The 18,638-nt window shown below is 52.3% G+C and carries 20 protein-coding genes; 15 read left to right on the top strand and 5 right to left on the bottom strand.

Annotated features, from left to right (window positions below; translation table 11 throughout):
- Positions 1-8: 8 nt before the first annotated feature.
- The 6 genes from ACJJI4_RS13655 to ACJJI4_RS13630 all read left to right on the top strand — a co-directional run bounded on the left by ACJJI4_RS13655 (position 9) and on the right by ACJJI4_RS13630 (position 4,979).
- Positions 9-953 (top strand): esterase-like activity of phytase family protein, encoded by a 945-nt coding sequence (locus tag ACJJI4_RS13655; protein WP_444925511.1) that lies wholly within the window; start codon positions 9-11, stop codon positions 951-953.
- A gap of 246 nt (positions 954-1,199) precedes the next feature.
- Positions 1,200-2,138 carry a hypothetical protein gene (locus ACJJI4_RS13650; protein WP_444898016.1) on the top strand — a complete coding sequence of 313 codons (939 nt, stop codon included), beginning with the start codon at positions 1,200-1,202 and terminating at the stop codon, positions 2,136-2,138.
- Between the two features lie 64 nt (positions 2,139-2,202).
- Positions 2,203-3,138 carry an SdiA-regulated/phytase-like domain-containing protein gene (locus ACJJI4_RS13645; protein ID WP_444925510.1) on the top strand — a complete coding sequence of 312 codons (936 nt, stop codon included), beginning with the start codon at positions 2,203-2,205 and terminating at the stop codon, positions 3,136-3,138.
- 13 nt (positions 3,139-3,151) lie between these two features.
- On the top strand, positions 3,152-3,742 hold the full coding sequence (locus ACJJI4_RS13640) for a uracil-DNA glycosylase family protein (RefSeq protein ID WP_444925509.1): 591 nt from the start codon (positions 3,152-3,154) through the stop codon (positions 3,740-3,742).
- Positions 3,743-3,744: 2 nt separating this feature from the next.
- On the top strand, positions 3,745-4,467 hold the full coding sequence (gene ung, locus ACJJI4_RS13635; RefSeq protein ID WP_444925508.1) for a uracil-DNA glycosylase: 723 nt from the start codon (positions 3,745-3,747) through the stop codon (positions 4,465-4,467).
- A 272-nt stretch (positions 4,468-4,739) separates the two neighbouring features.
- Positions 4,740-4,979 carry a DUF1059 domain-containing protein gene (locus ACJJI4_RS13630; RefSeq protein WP_444925507.1) on the top strand — a complete coding sequence of 80 codons (240 nt, stop codon included), beginning with the start codon at positions 4,740-4,742 and terminating at the stop codon, positions 4,977-4,979.
- A gap of 143 nt (positions 4,980-5,122) precedes the next feature.
- Here ACJJI4_RS13630 and ACJJI4_RS13625 read toward each other — a convergent pair whose 3' ends face one another.
- From ACJJI4_RS13625 to ygfZ, 3 genes are all read right to left on the bottom strand, one after another.
- Positions 5,123-5,674 (bottom strand): hypothetical protein, encoded by a 552-nt coding sequence (locus ACJJI4_RS13625; RefSeq protein WP_413662757.1) that lies wholly within the window; start codon positions 5,672-5,674, stop codon positions 5,123-5,125.
- Positions 5,675-5,860: 186 nt separating this feature from the next.
- Positions 5,861-6,412, bottom strand: a complete 552-nt coding sequence (locus tag ACJJI4_RS13620) for a hypothetical protein (RefSeq protein WP_282931950.1) — start codon at positions 6,410-6,412, stop codon at positions 5,861-5,863.
- A 196-nt stretch (positions 6,413-6,608) separates the two neighbouring features.
- Positions 6,609-7,649 (bottom strand): CAF17-like 4Fe-4S cluster assembly/insertion protein YgfZ, encoded by a 1,041-nt coding sequence (ygfZ, locus tag ACJJI4_RS13615; protein WP_444925506.1) that lies wholly within the window; start codon positions 7,647-7,649, stop codon positions 6,609-6,611.
- Between the two features lie 112 nt (positions 7,650-7,761).
- Here ygfZ and ACJJI4_RS13610 point away from each other — a divergent pair, with 112 nt between their 5' ends.
- Both ACJJI4_RS13610 and ACJJI4_RS13605 read left to right on the top strand, forming a co-directional pair.
- A complete protein-coding gene (locus ACJJI4_RS13610; RefSeq protein ID WP_444925505.1) occupies positions 7,762-8,007 on the top strand; it encodes an FAD assembly factor SdhE in 246 nt (81 codons plus the stop codon).
- Positions 7,982-8,434, top strand: a complete 453-nt coding sequence (locus ACJJI4_RS13605; RefSeq protein WP_444925504.1) for a protein YgfX — start codon at positions 7,982-7,984, stop codon at positions 8,432-8,434. The genes ACJJI4_RS13610 and ACJJI4_RS13605 overlap by 26 nt, the downstream gene beginning before the upstream one ends.
- 46 nt (positions 8,435-8,480) lie before the next feature.
- Here the strand turns inward: ACJJI4_RS13605 and nadB are convergent, their stop codons facing one another.
- Complete coding sequence (gene nadB / locus ACJJI4_RS13600; protein ID WP_444925503.1) at positions 8,481-10,088, bottom strand: L-aspartate oxidase; 1,608 nt, start codon at positions 10,086-10,088, stop codon at positions 8,481-8,483.
- 178 nt (positions 10,089-10,266) lie between these two features.
- On the opposite strand from nadB, the gene rpoE reads away from it, so the two are divergent.
- The 5 genes from rpoE to ycjG all read left to right on the top strand — a co-directional run bounded on the left by rpoE (position 10,267) and on the right by ycjG (position 14,422).
- Positions 10,267-10,881: an RNA polymerase sigma factor RpoE gene (gene rpoE, locus ACJJI4_RS13595; RefSeq protein WP_282931954.1), complete on the top strand. Its 615-nt coding sequence runs from the start codon at positions 10,267-10,269 to the stop codon at positions 10,879-10,881.
- A 118-nt stretch (positions 10,882-10,999) separates the two neighbouring features.
- Entirely contained in the window at positions 11,000-11,704 is a 705-nt protein-coding gene (locus tag ACJJI4_RS13590) for a sigma-E factor negative regulatory protein (RefSeq protein ID WP_444925502.1), read from the top strand.
- A 1-nt stretch (position 11,705) separates the two neighbouring features.
- The gene (locus tag ACJJI4_RS13585) at positions 11,706-12,929 is read left to right on the top strand and encodes a MucB/RseB family sigma factor regulatory protein (protein WP_444925501.1); all 1,224 of its coding nucleotides are present in this window, start codon (positions 11,706-11,708) and stop codon (positions 12,927-12,929) included.
- 12 nt (positions 12,930-12,941) lie between these two features.
- Entirely contained in the window at positions 12,942-13,391 is a 450-nt protein-coding gene (locus tag ACJJI4_RS13580; protein WP_444925500.1) for a SoxR reducing system RseC family protein, read from the top strand.
- Between the two features lie 83 nt (positions 13,392-13,474).
- Positions 13,475-14,422: an L-Ala-D/L-Glu epimerase gene (gene ycjG / locus ACJJI4_RS13575; RefSeq protein WP_444925499.1), complete on the top strand. Its 948-nt coding sequence runs from the start codon at positions 13,475-13,477 to the stop codon at positions 14,420-14,422.
- On the opposite strand, the gene mpaA is transcribed toward ycjG, so the two are convergent.
- Complete coding sequence (gene mpaA, locus ACJJI4_RS13570; protein ID WP_444925498.1) at positions 14,410-15,114, bottom strand: murein tripeptide amidase MpaA; 705 nt, start codon at positions 15,112-15,114, stop codon at positions 14,410-14,412. The genes ycjG and mpaA overlap by 13 nt on opposite strands.
- 171 nt (positions 15,115-15,285) lie before the next feature.
- Here mpaA and ACJJI4_RS13565 point away from each other — a divergent pair, with 171 nt between their 5' ends.
- Both ACJJI4_RS13565 and lepA read left to right on the top strand, forming a co-directional pair.
- Complete coding sequence (locus ACJJI4_RS13565) at positions 15,286-16,680, top strand: Do family serine endopeptidase (protein WP_413662747.1); 1,395 nt, start codon at positions 15,286-15,288, stop codon at positions 16,678-16,680.
- Between the two features lie 134 nt (positions 16,681-16,814).
- Positions 16,815-18,620, top strand: coding sequence for a translation elongation factor 4 (lepA, locus tag ACJJI4_RS13560; RefSeq protein ID WP_413662746.1), 1,806 nt, complete (start codon positions 16,815-16,817; stop codon positions 18,618-18,620).
- Positions 18,621-18,638 lie beyond the last annotated feature (18 nt).

Genomic DNA, 18,638 nt, shown 5'->3' with positions numbered 1-18,638 from the left:
GTTTTGCAGTGATCAAGCGTACTCTCTTCAGTGTTCTATCCGTGCTGTTGTCGCCACTGGCGATAGCCGCAGAAATTACCCCGGCTAGGTTGCTGGCCAGCTATTGGGTTGATAGTAGTGCAGGCCTGGATATTTCCGGCTTAAGTTTTTGTTCTGGATACCTGCTGGCAGTCTCCGATAAGAATTCTGAAGAGATCTACACGCTTGAACTTCGCGATGGCAGTGCCGACCTGGTATCACATCTTCGCTTAATCGGCCTTGGGATACCGGAGCAGGATGAGCCTGTCAGCGCTTGGGAAGGCTTCAAGGAGTTGTTCCGCCCGGCAGAAGATCTGGACTTTGAAGGTGTTACCTGTAGCGATGGCCAGGTCTATCTGGTCAGTGAGCATTACAACCGTATTGCCATCGTAGATATCGAGGGAAATGCACGCTGGCAGGAGCATAGTTGGTCGGCATTAGCCAGGTCCCAGGGGTTTCTACAGAAGACCAATGCTTCCAGCGAGGGGTTGGTGAAAGCCGACGATACTTTCTGGGTAGCCATGGAGCGCGAACCCCGTGGTTTGTTGAGGCTTAATGCAGATGGCGAGGCCAGCACACTGACTCTGCCTCAAGTAGATGGTCTGGACTTTGCTGGCCGTTCAGAGGACTTGGCGGGATTGGATTACCACGACGGCGCACTCTTTACCTTGGAGCGCAACGCCCACGCCGTGTGCCGCAGGGCACTTCCTAGCCTGGAAGCAGAGTGGTGCCTGGATTATCGCGCCCTTGAAGAATCTCCCGAGCGGGTTTATGAAGAAACCCGCTATGGAAAGGGCGAGGGGCTGGCAGTCGGAGAGCAGGGTATTTTCGTTATCCTCGACAACAATAATGTTGGCCGTGCCCAGGCGCCTGACGACAAGCGCGCGCTGCTGTTGCATCTGGCAATGCCAGATGAGGTCAGTAGGCTGCAATAATTGACTCTGTCTGGCGCCGTACTTTCCGGGAGTCGGCGCTAATCCCATCCCTTTAGTTCTTTCCCGTTCAACAAGTCCCTCCATTTTTAAAATATCTTCTAGTCACTAGCGCTAAAATTGTTTAGAGCAATTGGGGTAACTATGCTGTGTACCAATAGCTATTGGGACCTTACAGCTTGGTAGTGTCTGTTGGCCGCAGGGAATCTCCCGGTTCTTAAATCACTTTGGCGATAAATTGGAAGGATCGTGATTAAGCGTATTTTTTTAACTATCGTATGTGCGCTCTTGTCATCCTTGGGGCTGGCAGCTGAAATTATTCCCGCCAAAAAAATAGCTCATTATTGGGTGGATGATAGTGCCGGGTTAAGCATATCTGGACTGAGTTTTTGCGATGGAAAAATGGTTACGGTGTCGGATAAGCAATCCAGGGAGATCTACCAGATAGTATTGGGAGATAGGAGTGCAACCTTGGAGCCTTATATCAAGCTGGCTGGGCTCCGGGTTCCGAAAAAAGATAGGCCTACTAATTTATGGTATTTTCTACTGGAACTTACTCGCCCAGCTGCAGCGATGGATTTTGAAGCCATCACCTGTGCCGATGATAAATTCTATTTGTTGAGTGAACGTTACAACCGCATAGCCGAAATAAATATGGAGGGAAAGGGGCATTGGTTAGAAAATATGTGGTCGGCCACGGCTAAAGCCCAAGGCTATATGCACGGGTACAATCTCTCCGGTGTAGGGCTGCAGAAGGTGGGCGATGACTTTTGGATGGCTATAGAGCGGGATCCCCGTGCCCTGGTAAAACTCGGCCCCAAGGGAAGTGTACAGATTTTTACACCGCCGCCAGTAAAAGGGCTGGATTTTCGTGATGAGTCGGAAAATATGGCAGGCCTCTATTACTATGATGGGGCTTTGTGGACCCTGGAACCTAATGCCTATGCAGTTTGTCGCAGGGAATTACCCAGCTTGAAAGCTGAGTGGTGCCTGGATTACTGGGAACATGAAAACTCCTCTGAACTCGGCTACGAGGTATCGCGGACCGGTGGCAAGGGAGATGGTTTGGCTATTGGAGAGCGGGGCGTTTTTATTGTGTTTGACAATGATAATATCAGCCGTATTCACGACCCTCAGGATCGCAGAGCACTCTTATTACATCTGGCTCTGCCAGATCAATCTGACTAAATACCAATAGAGACTTTCTGTTATTGGGGTTCGAATAGTTGGGTTGTGTTTAATGGGGAATGTAATGATCAAGACAGTTTTCCTCGCAATTAATTTCATATTTTTAGCATCCGTGGGAATGGTTGCTGAGATTTTTTTTGCTAAAGATATTGCTGATTACTGGATAGATAATAGCTCGGGTGTAGGTCTATCTGGTTTGAGTTTTTGTGGTCAATTAATAACGATCTCTCCTAAAGAATCGGAAAAAATATATAGAATCAATTTACACGGTCAGAGTGCGACATTAGAAAAATACCTGAAAGTTAGCGGCCTGCCTCCGCCCAAAAGGGGAGTAGCCGATAATGTTTCTCACTTTGTTATGGATTTATTGCGGCCTAAAACCGCAATGCGTTTTGGTGGAATATGTTGTAGAGACGACGGTACATTTTTATTGAGTGAACGCCACAATCGAATAGCAGAAGTGGACACAGATGGGAGTTCACGCTGGATTAATAACAAGTGGTCATCAGCAATAGAACACCTGGGTTATTCGCTGAGATACAATAATGGCGGGGAGGGAATAGTTGAGGTTGGCGATGACTTGTGGGTAGCTTTAGAGCGGGAACCCAGGGGATTGTTAAAGGTGGGAAATAAAGGAGAGTTTCAAGTTTTCTCCTTGCCTTCTGTAGTGGGGCTGGATTTTGGAAACCACCCGGAGAATCTGAGAGGACTTGATTATCATGACGGCGCTCTTTTTACTCTTGAAAGCAACGCATATGCGGTATGTAGAAGAGCTCTGCCGAGCTTGCAAGCTGAATGGTGCTTGGTTTACCGTGAGATTGAAGAATCCCCGGAGCACGCTTATGAAGTGTCGCGGTTGGGGGGGATGGGGTCTGGAGTTGCTGTAAATAACCAGGGGGTATTTGTGGTTTTCAATAACAATAATATCAGTCGTGTCCGTGATCCCCAGGATCGCCGCGCGCGGTTGTTACATTTAGCTTTCCCCGACGGTAAACAATAGGGACATATAGTAGGTGGTAGTTGAGAAGTTACCGGCACTGCTGGAGGAAATACGGGCTTGTCGCCTCTGTGAAGAACAGCTTCCTCTAGGGCCGAATCCAGTCTTGAGGGCTGCAGCGTCTGCACGCTTACTGATCGTAGGCCAGGCCCCGGGCACCAGGGTCCACGCTACCAGTATCCCCTGGAATGATCCCTCAGGAGATCGCCTGAGAGATTGGCTGGCGATTGATCGGGACACCTTTTACGACGAATCCCAGATTGCCATTATTCCCATGGGCTTCTGTTACCCTGGGCGCGGCAAGGGCGGTGACCTGCCGCCGCGACCCGAGTGTGCCGCCACTTGGCACCAGCGCCTAATGGCACAACTACCCAACTTGCAACTGTCGCTGTTGGTGGGACAATACGCCCAGCGCCATTACCTCCCGCACTGGTATGGCAGTATTACCGAGAATGTTCGCCATTACCGCGATGCTCTGCCAGCGGGATACTTTCCCTTGCCGCATCCCAGCCCGCGCAATACCTTGTGGTTGCGTCGCAGGCCCTGGTTTGAGGAGGAAGTTGTGCCCGAGTTGCAACACCATGTTAAAAAGATATTGAAGGTTTAAAAATGCCGGTTCCGGACAAAATAAAGATCAACCCCTCTTGGTACGATGTTTTGGGCGGGGAGTTTGACCAACCCTATATGGCCCAATTGCGTCAGTTTTTAAAGGGGGAGAAGGCTGCCGGCAAGAAGATCTACCCAGCTGGTGGCCAGATCTTTAATGCCTTTAACTCCACACCTTTTGATCAGGTAAAAGTCGTTATCCTGGGTCAGGACCCATACCATGGCGTTGGCCAAGCCCATGGCCTGTGTTTTTCTGTGATGCCCGGAGTACGCATTCCCCCATCGCTGCAAAATATTTTTAAAGAGTTGCACTCCGATATAGGTATTCCTCCTGCACACCACGGTTGCCTGCAACCATGGGCAGAGCAGGGCGTGCTTTTGCTAAATGCCACCCTTACTGTCGAGGACAGCAAGGCCGGCGCCCACCAGGGGCAGGGTTGGGAGCAATTTACGGATGCGGCGATTCACAAGCTAGCGGAACAGCGTGAGGGGCTAGTCTTTGTTCTTTGGGGGAGCTATGCCCAAAAGAAGGGAGGCTTTATCGACCGCAATAAGCATTTAGTGTTGCGTGCTCCACATCCCTCTCCTCTATCTGCGCACCGGGGTTTCTTTGGAACCCGTCCTTTTTCCCAGGCAAATCACTGGTTGCAACAGCGTGGAGAAAAGCCTATTGAGTGGGCTTTGCCAGAGGCGGATCAATTGAAGCGGATTGCTGTGGAGATTTAGTGGCTTGCCCCGGATAGGTATTATCTATCCGGGTTTGTATTTATCCAGAGAGCCAAAAATTCTATTCCTGTTATCCTTCTCTTGGCTTCCAGATAAAGAATCTTTCTATTTTTTAGTGGTTATATGCGTCAATTCTCTGCTTTGGCAGTGTTTTGCGATGGAAATCTATCGAGGCTTGAAAGCCAATCAGAGCTATTATCTATTTTTGGCTCTTTTGAAGTTATTTATCTGTCCGATAAAGTATCACTTGTGAAATCTAAGGTGGAATTGCTATGAAAATGATGACCTGCAAGGAGTTGGGGGGCGCCTGCGATGTGGAGTTTCGTGGGAATAACTTTGAAGAGGTGGCGGAGCTTAGCAAGATGCACGGAATCGAGATGTATCGAAAAAATGATGCACAGCACTTGCAAGCTATGAAAAAAATGCAGGATTTGATGAAAGATCCTGAATCAATGCAGAAGTGGTATGAGTCAAAGAAGGCGGAATTTTCAGCTCTCCCGGATTGTAAATAGAAAAATTAGTATTTTATGGGTGGAGATTGATTTGGCCTAATAAGCTTGGTGGCTAAAGTTTGATTAATAATATATGGATTGAGTAATTCGAAAAGGGTTTCCACTTGGGTGGTATATATTGCTTGGCTAATAATCCTATCTAATTAAGATTGGCGGCCCTTCACAGGGTGCCTCTTTTTGGTTTCAACGGCCTTCCAAAGAGGCCGCATTAACAACCGGGCAAACGCGAAGCCGACAAAAAATAAGTTACAGATATAGGCTAAAAAATAAGGGCCAAACTCTCTTTCGAAAAATATGCCAGTAGCGTTGAGGGTGCTGACGATAACTACCGATGAAGCGATACTGAAAAGCCCATAGTAGGTAACTTTCATTACAATAGACACAAATTTGAAGTGTCTTTTTTTCCACAGATAGACAATAAAGCCTGTGGTGGCTATTCCCATCAAGGAGCTGCTTGTAGACCAAACATAGCCAGCATCGATACGGAAGTTCAAAAGTGCCAAAGAAAAGGCGGCGAGCAGTGCGCTGAATAGGCTGATATAGACAATCATGGCCAGGGACACCACATGCCCTCTAGATATACTCTCTATTCTCCTTGACTGAAAAGTGGCAACCATTGCCGCAAACCCTGCCAGCACTATGGATATTTCAATAATGACAAGTAATTGATCGATTTGTACCGACAGTTTTTCCATCTTCCGCTATTGTCCCAAGCAGAAAGGTTAAATAGGAAAGCTGATAACAGTATATGAGTGAAATGGAGAGCTGGTAAGTTGTTTCCCGTCTCACAATTAGCTTTATTTTAACCCGCTTGCTATATGGTTAATAATTGTTGTTAGGTGTAGGTGTCCAATGGTTGACGCCACACTTTTAGCTGAAAATCAACCGGACGCCGCCGTTTTCTCCTTGTCGGTTCGGCCTAGTTCATTTTCTTTAACAGCTACCCATAATGGGCGCATAAGCAGTCTTGAAAATGCATAACCGACGACAAATAGGTTGCAAACAAAGGATAAAAAATACGGTCCATACTCCCTGTTGAAAACGATCCCTAGCGCATTCATGATATTGATAATAACTACTGAGCCGGCAATGCCGAAAAGAAGGAAATAGGTAACCTTGGCAACAATTGAAACAGATTTGAGTCGTTTCTTTATCCATAGGTAGCCGATAGAAAACGACGTAGCCACACTCATGGCAAAACTGCTTACTGACCACAGGGTGCGATCAGCGAGATCAAAATTGGATAGAGTCAGGGTGAAGGCAGCCAGTAATGCGTTGATCAAACTGATATAAATAATCATCGCGAGGGATACAATTCTTCCTTTGCCAAGATTTCTGCCTTTTCTGGGTTGGAGCGTGCCAACTATTGCAGCAAAGCCTGCCAGAATAATACAGCATTCAAGAACGACAATTAGTTGGTCTAACTCCTTCAATATTGCCTCCCTCTACTGCTTTATTTAGCTGGAATTTTGAAGCCCAGGGAAATATCCATAAATATAGTAGCGGTAGTAAGCTGCGTTTTGAGTGGTGCAAACCTTTTTGCTTTCCAGGGGTTTTTTCTGGTTGTTAACTCATAAACAAAAAAGGCGACTAAAAAGCCGCCTTTTTGATTAAAAGTAATTTTCCTGTTTAGGCTAGCGGATCGGCGTCTGCATCGTAGGGGAGTTCCTCGATATCCAAAGTGCGGCCATCTTTCAGGTGTAAGGTTTCACCTGCGGCCACTTTGGATATGGTGAGTACGGCGAGTAGCTGAATGCCTTCTTTGCTATGGCAGGCTTCCACCAGATTACCAATACTTTGCTTTCCATCTCCAAAGATCTCCATGCCCGATTCAGGGAGATCCCCCGAAGCGCAGCTGGCCCGGTAAAGGCGACGTTTGGCAGCGCCGCGGAATTGCATTCGGGCAATTACTTCCTGGCCGGTATAGCAGCCTTTTTTAAAGCTCACGCCACCGAGCAGGTGCAGGTTGGTCATCTGCGGGATAAACATCTCTGTCGTGGCGGCGTCCACCTGGGGGATACCGGCTTCAATTTGACGCATTTGCCAGCAGTCATAGCCGGTAGCTTCACACTCTGGTGATAGCTTTTGCCACAGTTGCTGGACCTTGCTGGTGGGTACCAGGATGGCTAGTTGCAGGTCGGTAATACATTGGGCAATGCAGCGCTCCCCTTCGAAGTCAAATAGCTTCACCTCGCCGACAGAGGGTTGCTCGAAGCCCAGCAATTTGGAGGTGCGCTCTGCCACATTGCGCCCCTGCAGGCCTAACCAGTGGGTTTCATCACTGATGTCGCGCAGCTCTGTTTTGAAAAAGACGGCGTACTTGGCCAGCGCTTGCTGGGCGATGGGGGCCAAATCCTTTGGCAACCGGAAGATGAACTCACTTTGCGAAAGCTTCAGTGCACTAAAAGCACTGATCATACGCCCCTTAGGGTTGCAGTGAGCTCCCAGGGTGCTGTGTTCATCGGGAAGGTTGATCAAGTCACAGGTGAGCTGCCCCTGTAAGAACTTCTGGCTGTCGGGTCCGGTAATGGAAATAGCTCCGATTGGGCCCAGGTCCAGCAGGTGCAAACTCTGAGGGTCTTCGCGACTGGTGAGGGGGAAGTGAGCTTTGCTGCCCTCCCAAATGGCGCCCTCGTTGCTGAGAAAATCCTGCCACTGTTGCTGATCCATAATCCTGCCACCTGCATTTGTATTCGGGGCATAATTTGGGGGTCATTCGCGCCCTTTTCAAGTTTGGTGGGGCAGGGGGTATACTGCGCTTTTTATCTGGTTGGAAAGAAGTATGGATCGCAACCGCCTGTTTTGGGCCAGTCGCCGTGGCATGTTGGAATTGGATCTGGTTTTGCTGCCGTTTCTGGATAATGTTTACGAGACCCTGGAGCCAGAGGATCAGCAGCGCTATATCCGCCTGCTCGATGAGCAGGATCAGGATCTGTTCGCCTGGTTCTTGCGTCGAGAAGATCCGGCTGACTCGGACTTGAAGCGTATAGTGCAGATCATCCGTGACAACACCGGACTCCAGGAATAGCTCGACACCCCCGCTTTATGAGCGCAGCGCCCGCTTAAGTTGCGTCGTTGCGCCTTCCTTGCTTTTGCATTTGCTCCTTTTACTGATCACCCTTCTGGCGATCTTACTCGTCTGGTTGTGTAACTTGCCTTCAGTATTATCTGGGCTGGCGAGCCTTTTTGTTGTGGTTTACGCCAGAATAGAGTGGCGCAAGGTAAAAGCTGTGAGAGGCCATTTATCGACCCGCGAGCGAAGGTGGTTTTGGCACCCTGATGGCGCAGATCGTCGCGAATTTCAGTTTGTAAATGAGCTGGTGTTGTGGTCTTGGTTGGTGGTGATTAATGGTCGGGACAGGGCTGGGCGCCGGCTCCGTTTGGTGTTGGCCAAGGATATGCTGGCGCCGCAGGATTGGCGCAGGCTACAGGTGGCACTGCGCTATTCCCGCTAGTTAGCTGGGTTGCCGTGGCGGGCCCAGTTGGCTAAAAACTGGTCGGTTAAATAAATTGGCGTTGGCCGGCAAAGTTCTCTGGCACCAAAATCGTGTCCATAGCAAGTTCACGCAGTTGGGGGTAGTCGAGGGAGTAGTGCAGCCCCCGGCTCTCGCGGCGATCCAGGGCCGAACGAATAATTAGTTCCGATACCAGGGAGAGATTGCGCAGTTCAACCAGGTCACTGCTGATGCGGTAATTGGCGTAGAACTCGCGAATTTCTTTCTGCAGCAACGTTACTCGGTGTTGCGCGCGCAAGAGTCGCTTGCGGGTGCGCACAATGCCTACGTAGTCCCACATAAACCGGCGCAGCTCATCCCAGTTATGGGAAATCACTACATCTTCATCAGAATCGGTGACTCGCGATGCATCCCAGTCTGGAGATGGGCGGGGCGCCTGTACCATACCCAGGTGCTCATCGATATGCAGGGCTGCTGAGCGAGCGTAAACCAGACACTCTAACAGCGAGTTACTGGCAAGGCGGTTGGCGCCGTGTAAGCCGGTAAATGTCGTTTCGCCAATGGCGTAGAGCTGGTCCAGATCTGTACGCCCATGGCGATCGACCATAATGCCGCCACAGGTATAGTGAGCTGCAGGCACCACTGGAATAGGCTCTCGGGTGATATCAATGCCATATCGAAGGCAATTGTTATAAACCGTTGGGAAGTGATCGCGTACAAACTGAGGATCTTTATGGGAAATGTCCAGATAGAGGCAATCTGCCCCCAGCCGCTTCATCTCGTGGTCGATAGCGCGGGCGACGATATCCCGTGGCGCCAACTCTCCTCGCTTGTCGAAGCGGTCCATAAACCGGCTGCCGTCGGGAAGCTTGAGTACAGCGCCTTCACCGCGCAAAGCCTCTGTTACCAGCAGGGCTTTGGCCTTGGGATGGTAAAGGCAAGTGGGGTGAAATTGATTGAACTCCATATTGGCCACGCGGCACCCGGAGCGCCAAGCCATTGCGATTCCATCGCCGCTGGCACCGTCCGGGTTACTGGTATAAAGGTAGGCCTTGCTGGCCCCCCCGGTGGCCAGGACGACGGCTTTAGCCTGGATCAGCTCGACCTCATCGTTGCTCTTGTTGAGTACATAGGCGCCGGCACAGCGAAATCGGCCTTTATCTGGATCCGGCTGGCGGATTAGATCGATGGCAACGTGGTGTTCGAAACAGTCGATATTGGGGCTGTTTAGCACCTTGGTGATCAGGGTGCTGTGTACCGCTTGGCCGGTGGCATCAGCGCTATGAATAATGCGCCTGTGACTGTGCCCCCCCTCTTTAGTGAGGTGGTAGCCCTGCTCCTCGCGGGTGAAGTCCACACCCTGATCGATTAACCAGCTGATCGCAGCAGTGCTCTCCTCTACGGTAAAGCGCACTGAAGCGGGGTGGCAGAGTCCTGCACCCGCGTCTAATGTGTCTGCAATATGCGACTCAACCGAATCCATCTCATCCAGCACTGCAGCGATGCCTCCCTGGGCGAACCAGGTAGAGCCATCTTGCAATCTCTGTTTGGAGAGCAGGGCCACGCGATACTGGGAGGCGAGATGCAGGGCCAGTGTAAGGCCTGCTGCACCGCTTCCAATTACGAGAACGTCGTAGTTTGCCTGGGCATTCATAGATTTCAATTATGTTTAAGGGTCGCGTAGTATAGCGCCTCCTGATTATTCGTCGATTTGACGTGGAACTTATGTCCTATTGTCATTGTCATCAACACAGTAAAAGAAACGCCTGCGCCGGTGGCCCCGCAGTTAAATTTTGTGGCGCCCGCAGTGTGGCTGGATATGGGAGTTGGGGATGACAGCGCATCAGGCGTCAACGAGTGACCGTGAGCTGGTAGAACGGGTACAAAAAGGGGACAAACGCGCTTTTGATCTTCTTGTACTCAAGTACCAGCACAAAATTGTTGCTGTAGTGAGTCGGTTCATTAAGGACCACAGTGAAGTACAGGATGTAACCCAAGAAGCTTTTATTAAGGCTTATCGTGCTCTTGCCAATTTTCGCGGCGAGAGTGCTTTTTACACCTGGATGTATCGGATTGCGATCAATACCGCCAAGAATCACCTGGTTTCCCGCAGTCGTCGGCCGCCATCTTCCGATGTTGAACTGGAAGATGCTGAGTTTTACTCGGGCGCTGACCTGCTGCGTGACAACGAGACACCTGAAAGTCAGATGTTTCGCGACCAGTTGGAAGCGGCGGTGCATCGCGCTATTCGCGCACTGCCAGAGGATCTGCGCTCAGCGGTAACGCTGAGAGAGCTTGAGGGACTGAGCTACGAGGAAATCGCCGAGGTTATGGGATGCCCGGTGGGAACTGTGCGCTCTAGAATATTTCGCGCACGGGAGGCGATAGACCGGACAGTCCAGGCCGTGATGGCCGGCGAGCCGGAAACACTGGGTGACAGGGGTTAAAATTGCGGAAAATTTTCCCAGTCGGGGAAACCAACCGCTCAGACTCCGGTCATAACATGTAACCAAATATGGTGCTTGTGGGCACCGAATAAATGATTGCACAAGAGGGTTAACCCCTATGTCCCACGGGAATCATCAGGAACGTCTTAACGAGTCGCTCTCGGCGCTCATGGATGGCGAAGTCAGCGAACTGGAGCTGCAACGGCTTCTGAAGGCCAGCGCGGCCTCTGAAGAGTTCGGTGAGCGCTGGTCGCGTTACCAACTTGCGGCGAGTGTTATGCGCCGCGAACAGGTCGCGCCGGTCGACATCGGCCTTGCAGCGAGTATTTCTGCCGCCATCGATGAGGAAGAGCCTCTGTCGCAAAACGGCAATGGGGGATCTGCGGTTGCTGGCAATTTGGTCAACAATCGCTGGTGGCGTCCGCTGTCCCGTGGTGCTGTTGCTGCGACGGTGGCCTTTGCTGCCATTTTGGGTGTGCAGCAAATGACAGATTCTCCACAGAGCGCTATTCAGGGGGCAAACCAGCCGGTAGCTTCGGTAGAACGGGAGGCTCAGCCGGTCGTTCAGTCTGCACCACAGCCTTCCGGTTTCTATGTGCCCGCCCCTTCCACGCGCTCAGTGAGTACTGCGACTCCCCGCTTTGTGCCGGAACAACGCACCGGTGTTGTGGGGCAGGCCGTAATTCAGCAGGCCCCGACTCCCGAGTTGATGCGCCATCTGAATCGCGTAATGATTCAGCACTCAGAACAAGCCGCTCATGTGGGCAGTCAGGGCATGGTTCCCTTTGCTCGCGCCACTTACGGCGAACAGGTTGGAATGTAGTGTGACGAAAGTCGAAACCAGGGGGCGCCGAATTTTCAGCGGGATTCTCAAGGCCAACGGTCTACTGTTGGCCTCCTCGTTGTTGGCACCCATGTCATTTGCCCAGGTTGACACTGGGGTTGAACCCAGTGCCCCCACCACCATCAATCTCGATATGAGTACTGCTCCCGCAGCAGCCCCAGCTGTAGTGGAAGTTGCTATGACAGACGGGGGCTCGGCTGAGATGGAAAGTCCTGCCGCAGTACCGGCTGATCCAGCAACTGCAGCCCCGGAAGGCGCTGTTGGTTCCGTGCCGGCGCAAGAGGCGGTGACATCTGGTGTAGTTAATCTCAACCCTGCAGCGCAGAGCGGCCTGGTAAGCCCGGGTGTAGTGAGTAGCAACGAGGTTGAGCATTGGCTAGCCAAGCTGGCAAAAGCAGTAACTGAGCTTGAATACAGTGGTCTGGTGACCTTTGAGCATGCGGGCCTCCTGGAGACCTTGCAGGTGGTTCACGCGGTTCGAGAAGGTGAGCAGGTAGAGCGCGTGCGCTACCTCAGTGGTGAGCCTAGAGAGTTGATCAGCCACGGCAGTGCCGGAAATTGCGATGTCAGTGCTTCGCCAAGAAATCGTGCTACAGCATGGAACTCGGCGGGCCAACAACAGGCTCAGCGCGCCTACCAATTTATCTTGCGGGGTGAGGAGCGAATCGCGGATCGCGATGCTGTTGTGATTGAGGCGCGACCGAGGGATCGCTATCGCCTGGGCTTGGTAGTGAGTCTCGATAAACAGACTGGGCTGCCGTTGAAGACCATGCTGGTTAGCACCCAGGGCCGCGTACTGGAGCGTTACCAGTTTGTACAACTGGATCTCTCCCCTGTAGAGGATGCCGCACTACAGGCGGTCTCCAATAATGCCCGGCGCATCGATAATCGGAATGAGTGTACGGCTTCACAGAGCCGCTGGCAGGTGGGCTGGTTGCCCGATGGTTTCCGGGTAGTGTCCGTCAAGCCCTTATCTGATGGCGATATGATGGTGTTTAGCGACGGGCTGGGAGTGTTCTCTGTATTTGTCCAGCGCCTCGGTCCAGAACTTGAGGGTTTTAAAGGCCGCGCAATCCGCGGAGCCACAACAGCCTATATGGACCGCTTGGAAATTGAAGGTGTTGCTTACACTGTAACAGTGGTGGGTGAAATCCCCGAAACTACAGCGCGCCGTGTCGCCAGCTCAATTACCGCAAAGAGCTAAGTGAGCATATAGGTGCTTCAAGAGCGTGGTCGGGTGGTGGCCATAGAGTCCGATGCTATCTGGGTGGAGACCACCCAGAGTAGCGCCTGTAATGGCTGTTCTACCAAGTCCAGCTGTGGGACCGGATTGCTGGGCGATCTGTTTTCTTCTTCGACCCGCGTTAAAGTAGCTCTCAACGGTTTTTCTGCTGATAAAATCCACCTCGATGATGTGGCGGTAATTGGTATTACCGAGAATGCCCTGACCAGTAGTGCTTTGCTGGTTTACCTCGTCCCCTTGATGTCCCTGGTGCTAGTTGCACTGATTGGGGATTCGCTCTTCGCTGAGCCCGGTGCTGTAATCGGGGCCTTGATCGGTCTGGTCTTAGGTGCTTTGGGAGTTCGCTGGTACAGTAGGTCCCAGTCGCAAAACCCCACCTACACCCCAGTACTTCTGCAGATTGAGCCCTCCCAAAAGAAATAGCCCGCCGCCTCCGCCTTCGCCAGTTAGCCCTAGTCTCCCTGACCTAAACTGAGAGTTCCATTTATTGCCTGGAGGCTCTGCCAATGAGGGCTCGCTGTTTTGATGAGCGCTGGCCTCTACGTACTGCATTTGTCATCTCTCGTGGCGCGCGCACTGAGGCTCAGGTTGTGGTGGTGGAGCTTAGTGATGGTGAAGTCTCTGGCGTCGGTGAGTGCACGCCTTATGCTCGCTATGGAGAAAGTGCTGCCTCTGTTTTGCACCAGCTGCAGCCAATGCTCAAAGAGGTGAGCGATGGGTTGACCCGAGAGCAGTTACAGCTGCGTATGCCTGCCGGAGCGGCGCGAAATGCATTGGATTGTGCGCTGGCAGATTGGGAGGCTAGAAAAGCGGGGCGTCCACACCCGGCTCCGGATTTTCTCCCTACCGTACAGACATTAGTTGTTGATAGTCCCGAGGCAATGGCAAGTGCTGCGAAAATTGCTGTGACGGCGGGAGCTGATGTTCTCAAGTTGAAACTTGATGACCAATATGTGCAAGAAAGGGTGTCGGCAGTACGCTCTGCAGCACCGGATGCCAGGTTGGTGATTGATGCCAATGAGGCATGGCGAAAAGAGACCTTGTTACAGAGATGTCATGATTTAAGCGAGCTGGGGGTGGCGATGCTTGAGCAGCCACTTCCTGCGAGTGAAGATGAATTTTTGGAGAGCTTTGAGCACCCGCTGACGATTTGTGCGGACGAGAGTTGCCATACTCGGGAAGATCTGCCGAAGTTGCTCAAACGCTATGAGATGGTCAATATCAAGTTGGACAAAACTGGCGGGATTACCGAGGCCCTGGCACTGGCAGATGAAGCGACTGATCTCGGCCTGGAAATTATGTTGGGATGTATGCTTTGTACCTCTCGGGCTATCCGAGCAGCCTGGACCTTGGGAAGTCGAGCGAGCTTTCTGGACCTGGATGGGCCCACCTGGCTGGCCAGCGATGTGGAGCCCCCTCTGCTTTTCAAGGCGGGTAGAGTTTATTGGTCGTAAGTCAGCAGATCGATTAGCGCTTGCAGATAGTCTTCACTTGCCGCATCAGCTGATATTGGGGGGAATTCAAGGGTAATGCAGGGCAGTGTTTGTTCTGCGCACCAGGTGCCGAATGATCCTGGGGTCTGGTAACCCACATCTCCAACCAGAGGCAGCTTGAAATCACTGGCAAGCTGCATGCCCAGAGGGCTGTTGCTGGGGTCCTCGACACAGGCAAGGGGCTCGTGAATGGAAACGGTCCAGGTCGGTCCCAGCTTTGCAAACAGCTGGCAAAGTGCAGAGGTCTCGGGTTCAGAGGCGGCGCTATCACCTGTACTTAACCGAACATCGCGTTTTTCCGCAGCACTGTTCCACCGGTAGACATTGCCACTGCCATCCCAATTTGCAGTGGCAAAGTTGCGGTTGAGATCCACGCCGCGTGCGTTGGCCCTGGTGCCCAGCTGGCAGCCATCCGGATTGACAGCGAGGATTACGTGGTGTCTCAATGAATTGGCGGCGAGGGCCCGCAACGCGCAGGATAGAGCGACGACTGCGGCGACTTCATCTCCGTGGGTGCCGGCCATTATGAGGCCGTGGTGGGTGCCGGTTTGCGCGGGAAAATAGAGTAGAGGGGCGCCCAAAACACTTTGGCCGTAGAGCTCGGTGGGCAGGTGAAACTGACCGCGTTCTGGGCGCGGGCGCATTTCGGACATCGTTAACTCTTTACACAGTTTTACAGTCTGTTGTAGAACTTTGGTGACTAGATCGCCACTAAGTCGTTACTGAGAGTCCCTAAGGGGCTGGACAAGCCAAGGCTCGCCCTTGAAAGGACTCGAAAATCCAATGGTTTCATATTAGAAGGGATCACTAGGGGTAACAAACCTATGGTTAAACGTTGTACACAATATCTACTGGTTCTTTGTCTGTTGGTTTCCGGGGCTGCCAGTGCCCGCGGACTACCCGAGCTTACGGAGTTAATCGAAGATAACTCTCCGGCAGTCGTCAAAATCAACACGGTTGATCGCAACCGCACTAGTCGCAGCAGCCAGCCGCAGCTTCAACAGGAAATTCCCGATATCTTCCGCCACCTTTTCGAGCCGCGCCAGCGCCAGCAGCGCCCGGTAGCGAGTATGGGGTCCGGCTTTATCATCTCTGAAGATGGTTATATCGTAACCAATAATCACGTGGTCGATGGTGCAGACCAGGTAACCGTTACATTGACTGATCGTCGCGAGTACGAGGCGCAGGTTATTGGCAAGGATGTGCGCTCCGACCTGGCCCTGTTAAAGATCGACGCGGAAGACCTGTCGTCAGTACGCTGGGGGGATTCCGAAGAACTGCAGGTGGGAGAATGGGTTGTCGCTATTGGCTCTCCCTTCGGCTTGGACTACTCCGCAAGCGCCGGGATCGTCAGTGCGATGGGGCGCAGTATCCCCAATGAGAGCCGCGAGAATTACGTTCCTTTTATCCAGACAGATGTCGCAATTAACCCCGGAAATTCCGGAGGCCCGCTGTTTAACCTGGATGGCGAAGTAGTGGGTATCAACTCTCAGATCTATACCCGCAGTGGCGGTTCTATCGGACTCTCTTTCGCTATTCCCGCAAGCCTTGCCCAGGATGTGGTTGCCCAGTTAAAGGAAAAAGGGCGGGTGGATCGAGGATGGCTCGGAGTAGGAATCAGTAATGTCGACCGCAATATGGCGGAAGCCATGGGCCTTGGTAAGCCCGCCGGCGCCCTGATCGATCAGGTGAGCCCTGGGTCGCCCGCAGCTCAAGCGGGAATTATGCCCGGTGATATCATTTTGCGATTCCATGGTCAGAAGATAGGGGTTTTTGGCGACCTGCCGCACGTTGTAGGGCAGATTCGACCGGGTACACAGGCCCAGGTGGAGTTGATCCGCAATCGTAAACCCGAGCGTCTGAGTGTTACTGTCGGCACCCTGCCGGGTTCTGAAGATGAAGCGAGGCAAGTGGCAGCCAATCCCAGCTCTGGAGTGGGTGGGCGCCTGGGTGTCGTGGTTGAGGAAATTCCCGATATCCTGAAGCAGCGCTGGAATGTGGAAACTGGGGTGCTGGTGAAACAAGTGATTCCAGGCAAGCCCGGTGCCAAAGCAGGTTTGCGCAGTGGCGATATCATCGCGCAACTTGGTTTTGAAGAAGTTGGCGACATTAGTGACTACAAAACTGTCGTCAAGGATCTGCCGGAGGATGAGCTATTGCCGATTCGCTTCTTCCGGGCCGGGCAGTCCACTTTCCGTACAATTAAGATCGAAAGCTAGCCGCTTTCCAGCGATTGGTGGCCCATTGGGCCACCTAGCTCTCACCTCTGTCCATGAGTTCTGTTAGACTTGCGCCACACAGTTGGCACTATAGCCAGCTAATCATTTGATTTTGCAAGGGTTTTTATTCCGCAGTGGCCACAGATCTCTCTCATATCCGCAATTTCTCCATTATTGCCCATATCGACCACGGGAAATCTACCCTGGCTGACCGCTTTATCCAGGACTGTGGTGGCCTCTCCGATCGGGAGATGGCTGAACAGGTGCTGGACAGCATGGAGCTCGAGCGCGAGCGTGGGATTACCATCAAGGCGCAGAGTGTGACGCTCGACTATGAAGCGCGCGATGGTAAGACCTATCAACTGAACTTTATTGATACCCCCGGGCACGTGGATTTCTCCTATGAGGTGTCCCGTTCTCTGGCAGCTTGTGAAGGCGCGCTACTGGTGGTAGATGCCGCCCAGGGCGTTGAGGCCCAGTCGGTTGCCAACTGCTATACAGCCATTGAGCAGGGGTTGGAAGTTATCCCTGTCTTGAACAAGATGGACTTGCCCCAGGCAGACCCTGAAAAGGTTGCCGAAGAAATTGAAGATATTATCGGTATCGATGCCGCCGAAGCGACTCGTTGCAGTGCTAAGTCTGGCCTCGGTGTTGAGGATGTACTGGAAGATCTGGTGCGCTTGGTACCACCGCCGGAAGGCGATGTCGATGCTCCTCTACAGGCGCTGATTATCGACTCATGGTTTGACAGCTACCTGGGCGTTGTTTCCTTGGTGCGTGTTGTCCAGGGCACCCTGAAAACCAAAGAAAAGATTGTCACCAAATCTATCGGTCGTGCCCATGTTGTGGACAGCGTGGGAATCTTTACACCCAAGCGCCACGAAACCGGTGTACTTCGCGCAGGTGAAGTGGGCTTTGTGGTGGCAGGGATCAAGGATATTCATGGCGCTCCTGTGGGCGATACACTGACCCATGCTAAGGGCGCCGATGACATTGATATGCTGCCGGGCTTCCAGAAGGTTAAGCCCCAGGTTTATGCAGGCTTGTTCCCGGTTAGTTCAGATGATTATGAGGCTTTCCGGGATGCGCTGGAGAAGCTGTCGCTGAACGATGCCTCCCTGTTCTACGAGCCAGAAACATCCGATGCGCTGGGCTTTGGTTTCCGTTGTGGCTTCCTCGGCATGCTGCATATGGAAATTATCCAGGAGCGTCTGGAGCGGGAATACGACCTGGATCTGATTACCACAGCGCCGACCGTGGTTTATGAAGTAGAGCAGTCAGACGGTGAGATAGTGATGGTAGATAATCCATCGCGCTTACCCGATGTAGGCTCCATCGAAGAGATGAGGGAGCCGATTGCCGAGGTAAATATTCTTGTACCTCAGGAGTATTTGGGCAACGTCATCACTTTGTGTGTGGAAAAACGCGGTATTCAAAAGGACATGCAATACGTAGGTTCACAAGTGTCCCTGCGCTATGAACTGCCGATGAGCGAAGTGGTTATGGACTTCTTCGACCGCCTCAAATCCGTAAGCCGCGGCTTTGCCTCTTTGGATTACAGCTTTGTCCGTTTTGAAGCGGCTAAGTTGGTGCGGCTGGATATCCTGATTAATGGTGACCGAGTGGATGCTCTGGCGCTGATTGTCCACCGCGATAATGCGCAGCAGAAAGGCCGCGCAATGGCGGAAAAGATGAAAGAGCTGATTCCCCGTCAGATGTTTGATGTGGCAATCCAGGCGGCTATTGGTGGTCAGGTAGTTTCGAGAACCACGGTGAAGGCGCTGCGCAAAAACGTGACGGCCAAATGTTACGGTGGTGATGTTACTCGTAAGAAAAAGCTGCTGGAGAAGCAGAAAGCGGGTAAGCGCAGAATGAAGCAGTTGGGCCGTGTTGAAGTGCCGCAGGAGGCATTCCTGGCGGTATTGAAGGTGGATCAGTAGGGCTTCGGCCCTGCGCCA

The organism is Microbulbifer maximicatervae (SeqCode) (genome assembly GCF_052467305.1).
This window is presented reverse-complemented; position numbering and strand designations above follow the sequence as displayed.

Bases quoted from the DNA above. Each gene is read 5' to 3' on its own strand.
- ACJJI4_RS13645 (WP_444925510.1), top strand. From the start codon at position 2,203: ATGATCAAGACAGTTTTCCTCGCAATTAATTTCATATTTTTAGCATCC.
- ACJJI4_RS13590 (WP_444925502.1), top strand. From the start codon at position 11,000: ATGTCCCACGGGAATCATCAGGAACGTCTTAACGAGTCGCTCTCGGCG.
- nadB (WP_444925503.1), bottom strand. From the start codon at position 10,088: ATGAATGCCCAGGCAAACTACGACGTTCTCGTAATTGGAAGCGGTGCA.
- ACJJI4_RS13630 (WP_444925507.1), top strand. From the start codon at position 4,740: ATGAAAATGATGACCTGCAAGGAGTTGGGGGGCGCCTGCGATGTGGAG.
- ACJJI4_RS13565 (WP_413662747.1), top strand. From the start codon at position 15,286: ATGGTTAAACGTTGTACACAATATCTACTGGTTCTTTGTCTGTTGGTT.
- ung (WP_444925508.1), top strand. From the start codon at position 3,745: ATGCCGGTTCCGGACAAAATAAAGATCAACCCCTCTTGGTACGATGTT.
- ACJJI4_RS13610 (WP_444925505.1), top strand. From the start codon at position 7,762: ATGGATCGCAACCGCCTGTTTTGGGCCAGTCGCCGTGGCATGTTGGAA.
- ycjG (WP_444925499.1), top strand. From the start codon at position 13,475: ATGAGGGCTCGCTGTTTTGATGAGCGCTGGCCTCTACGTACTGCATTT.
- rpoE (WP_282931954.1), top strand. From the start codon at position 10,267: ATGACAGCGCATCAGGCGTCAACGAGTGACCGTGAGCTGGTAGAACGG.
- mpaA (WP_444925498.1), bottom strand. From the start codon at position 15,114: ATGTCCGAAATGCGCCCGCGCCCAGAACGCGGTCAGTTTCACCTGCCC.
- ygfZ (WP_444925506.1), bottom strand. From the start codon at position 7,649: ATGGATCAGCAACAGTGGCAGGATTTTCTCAGCAACGAGGGCGCCATT.
- ACJJI4_RS13625 (WP_413662757.1), bottom strand. From the start codon at position 5,674: ATGGAAAAACTGTCGGTACAAATCGATCAATTACTTGTCATTATTGAA.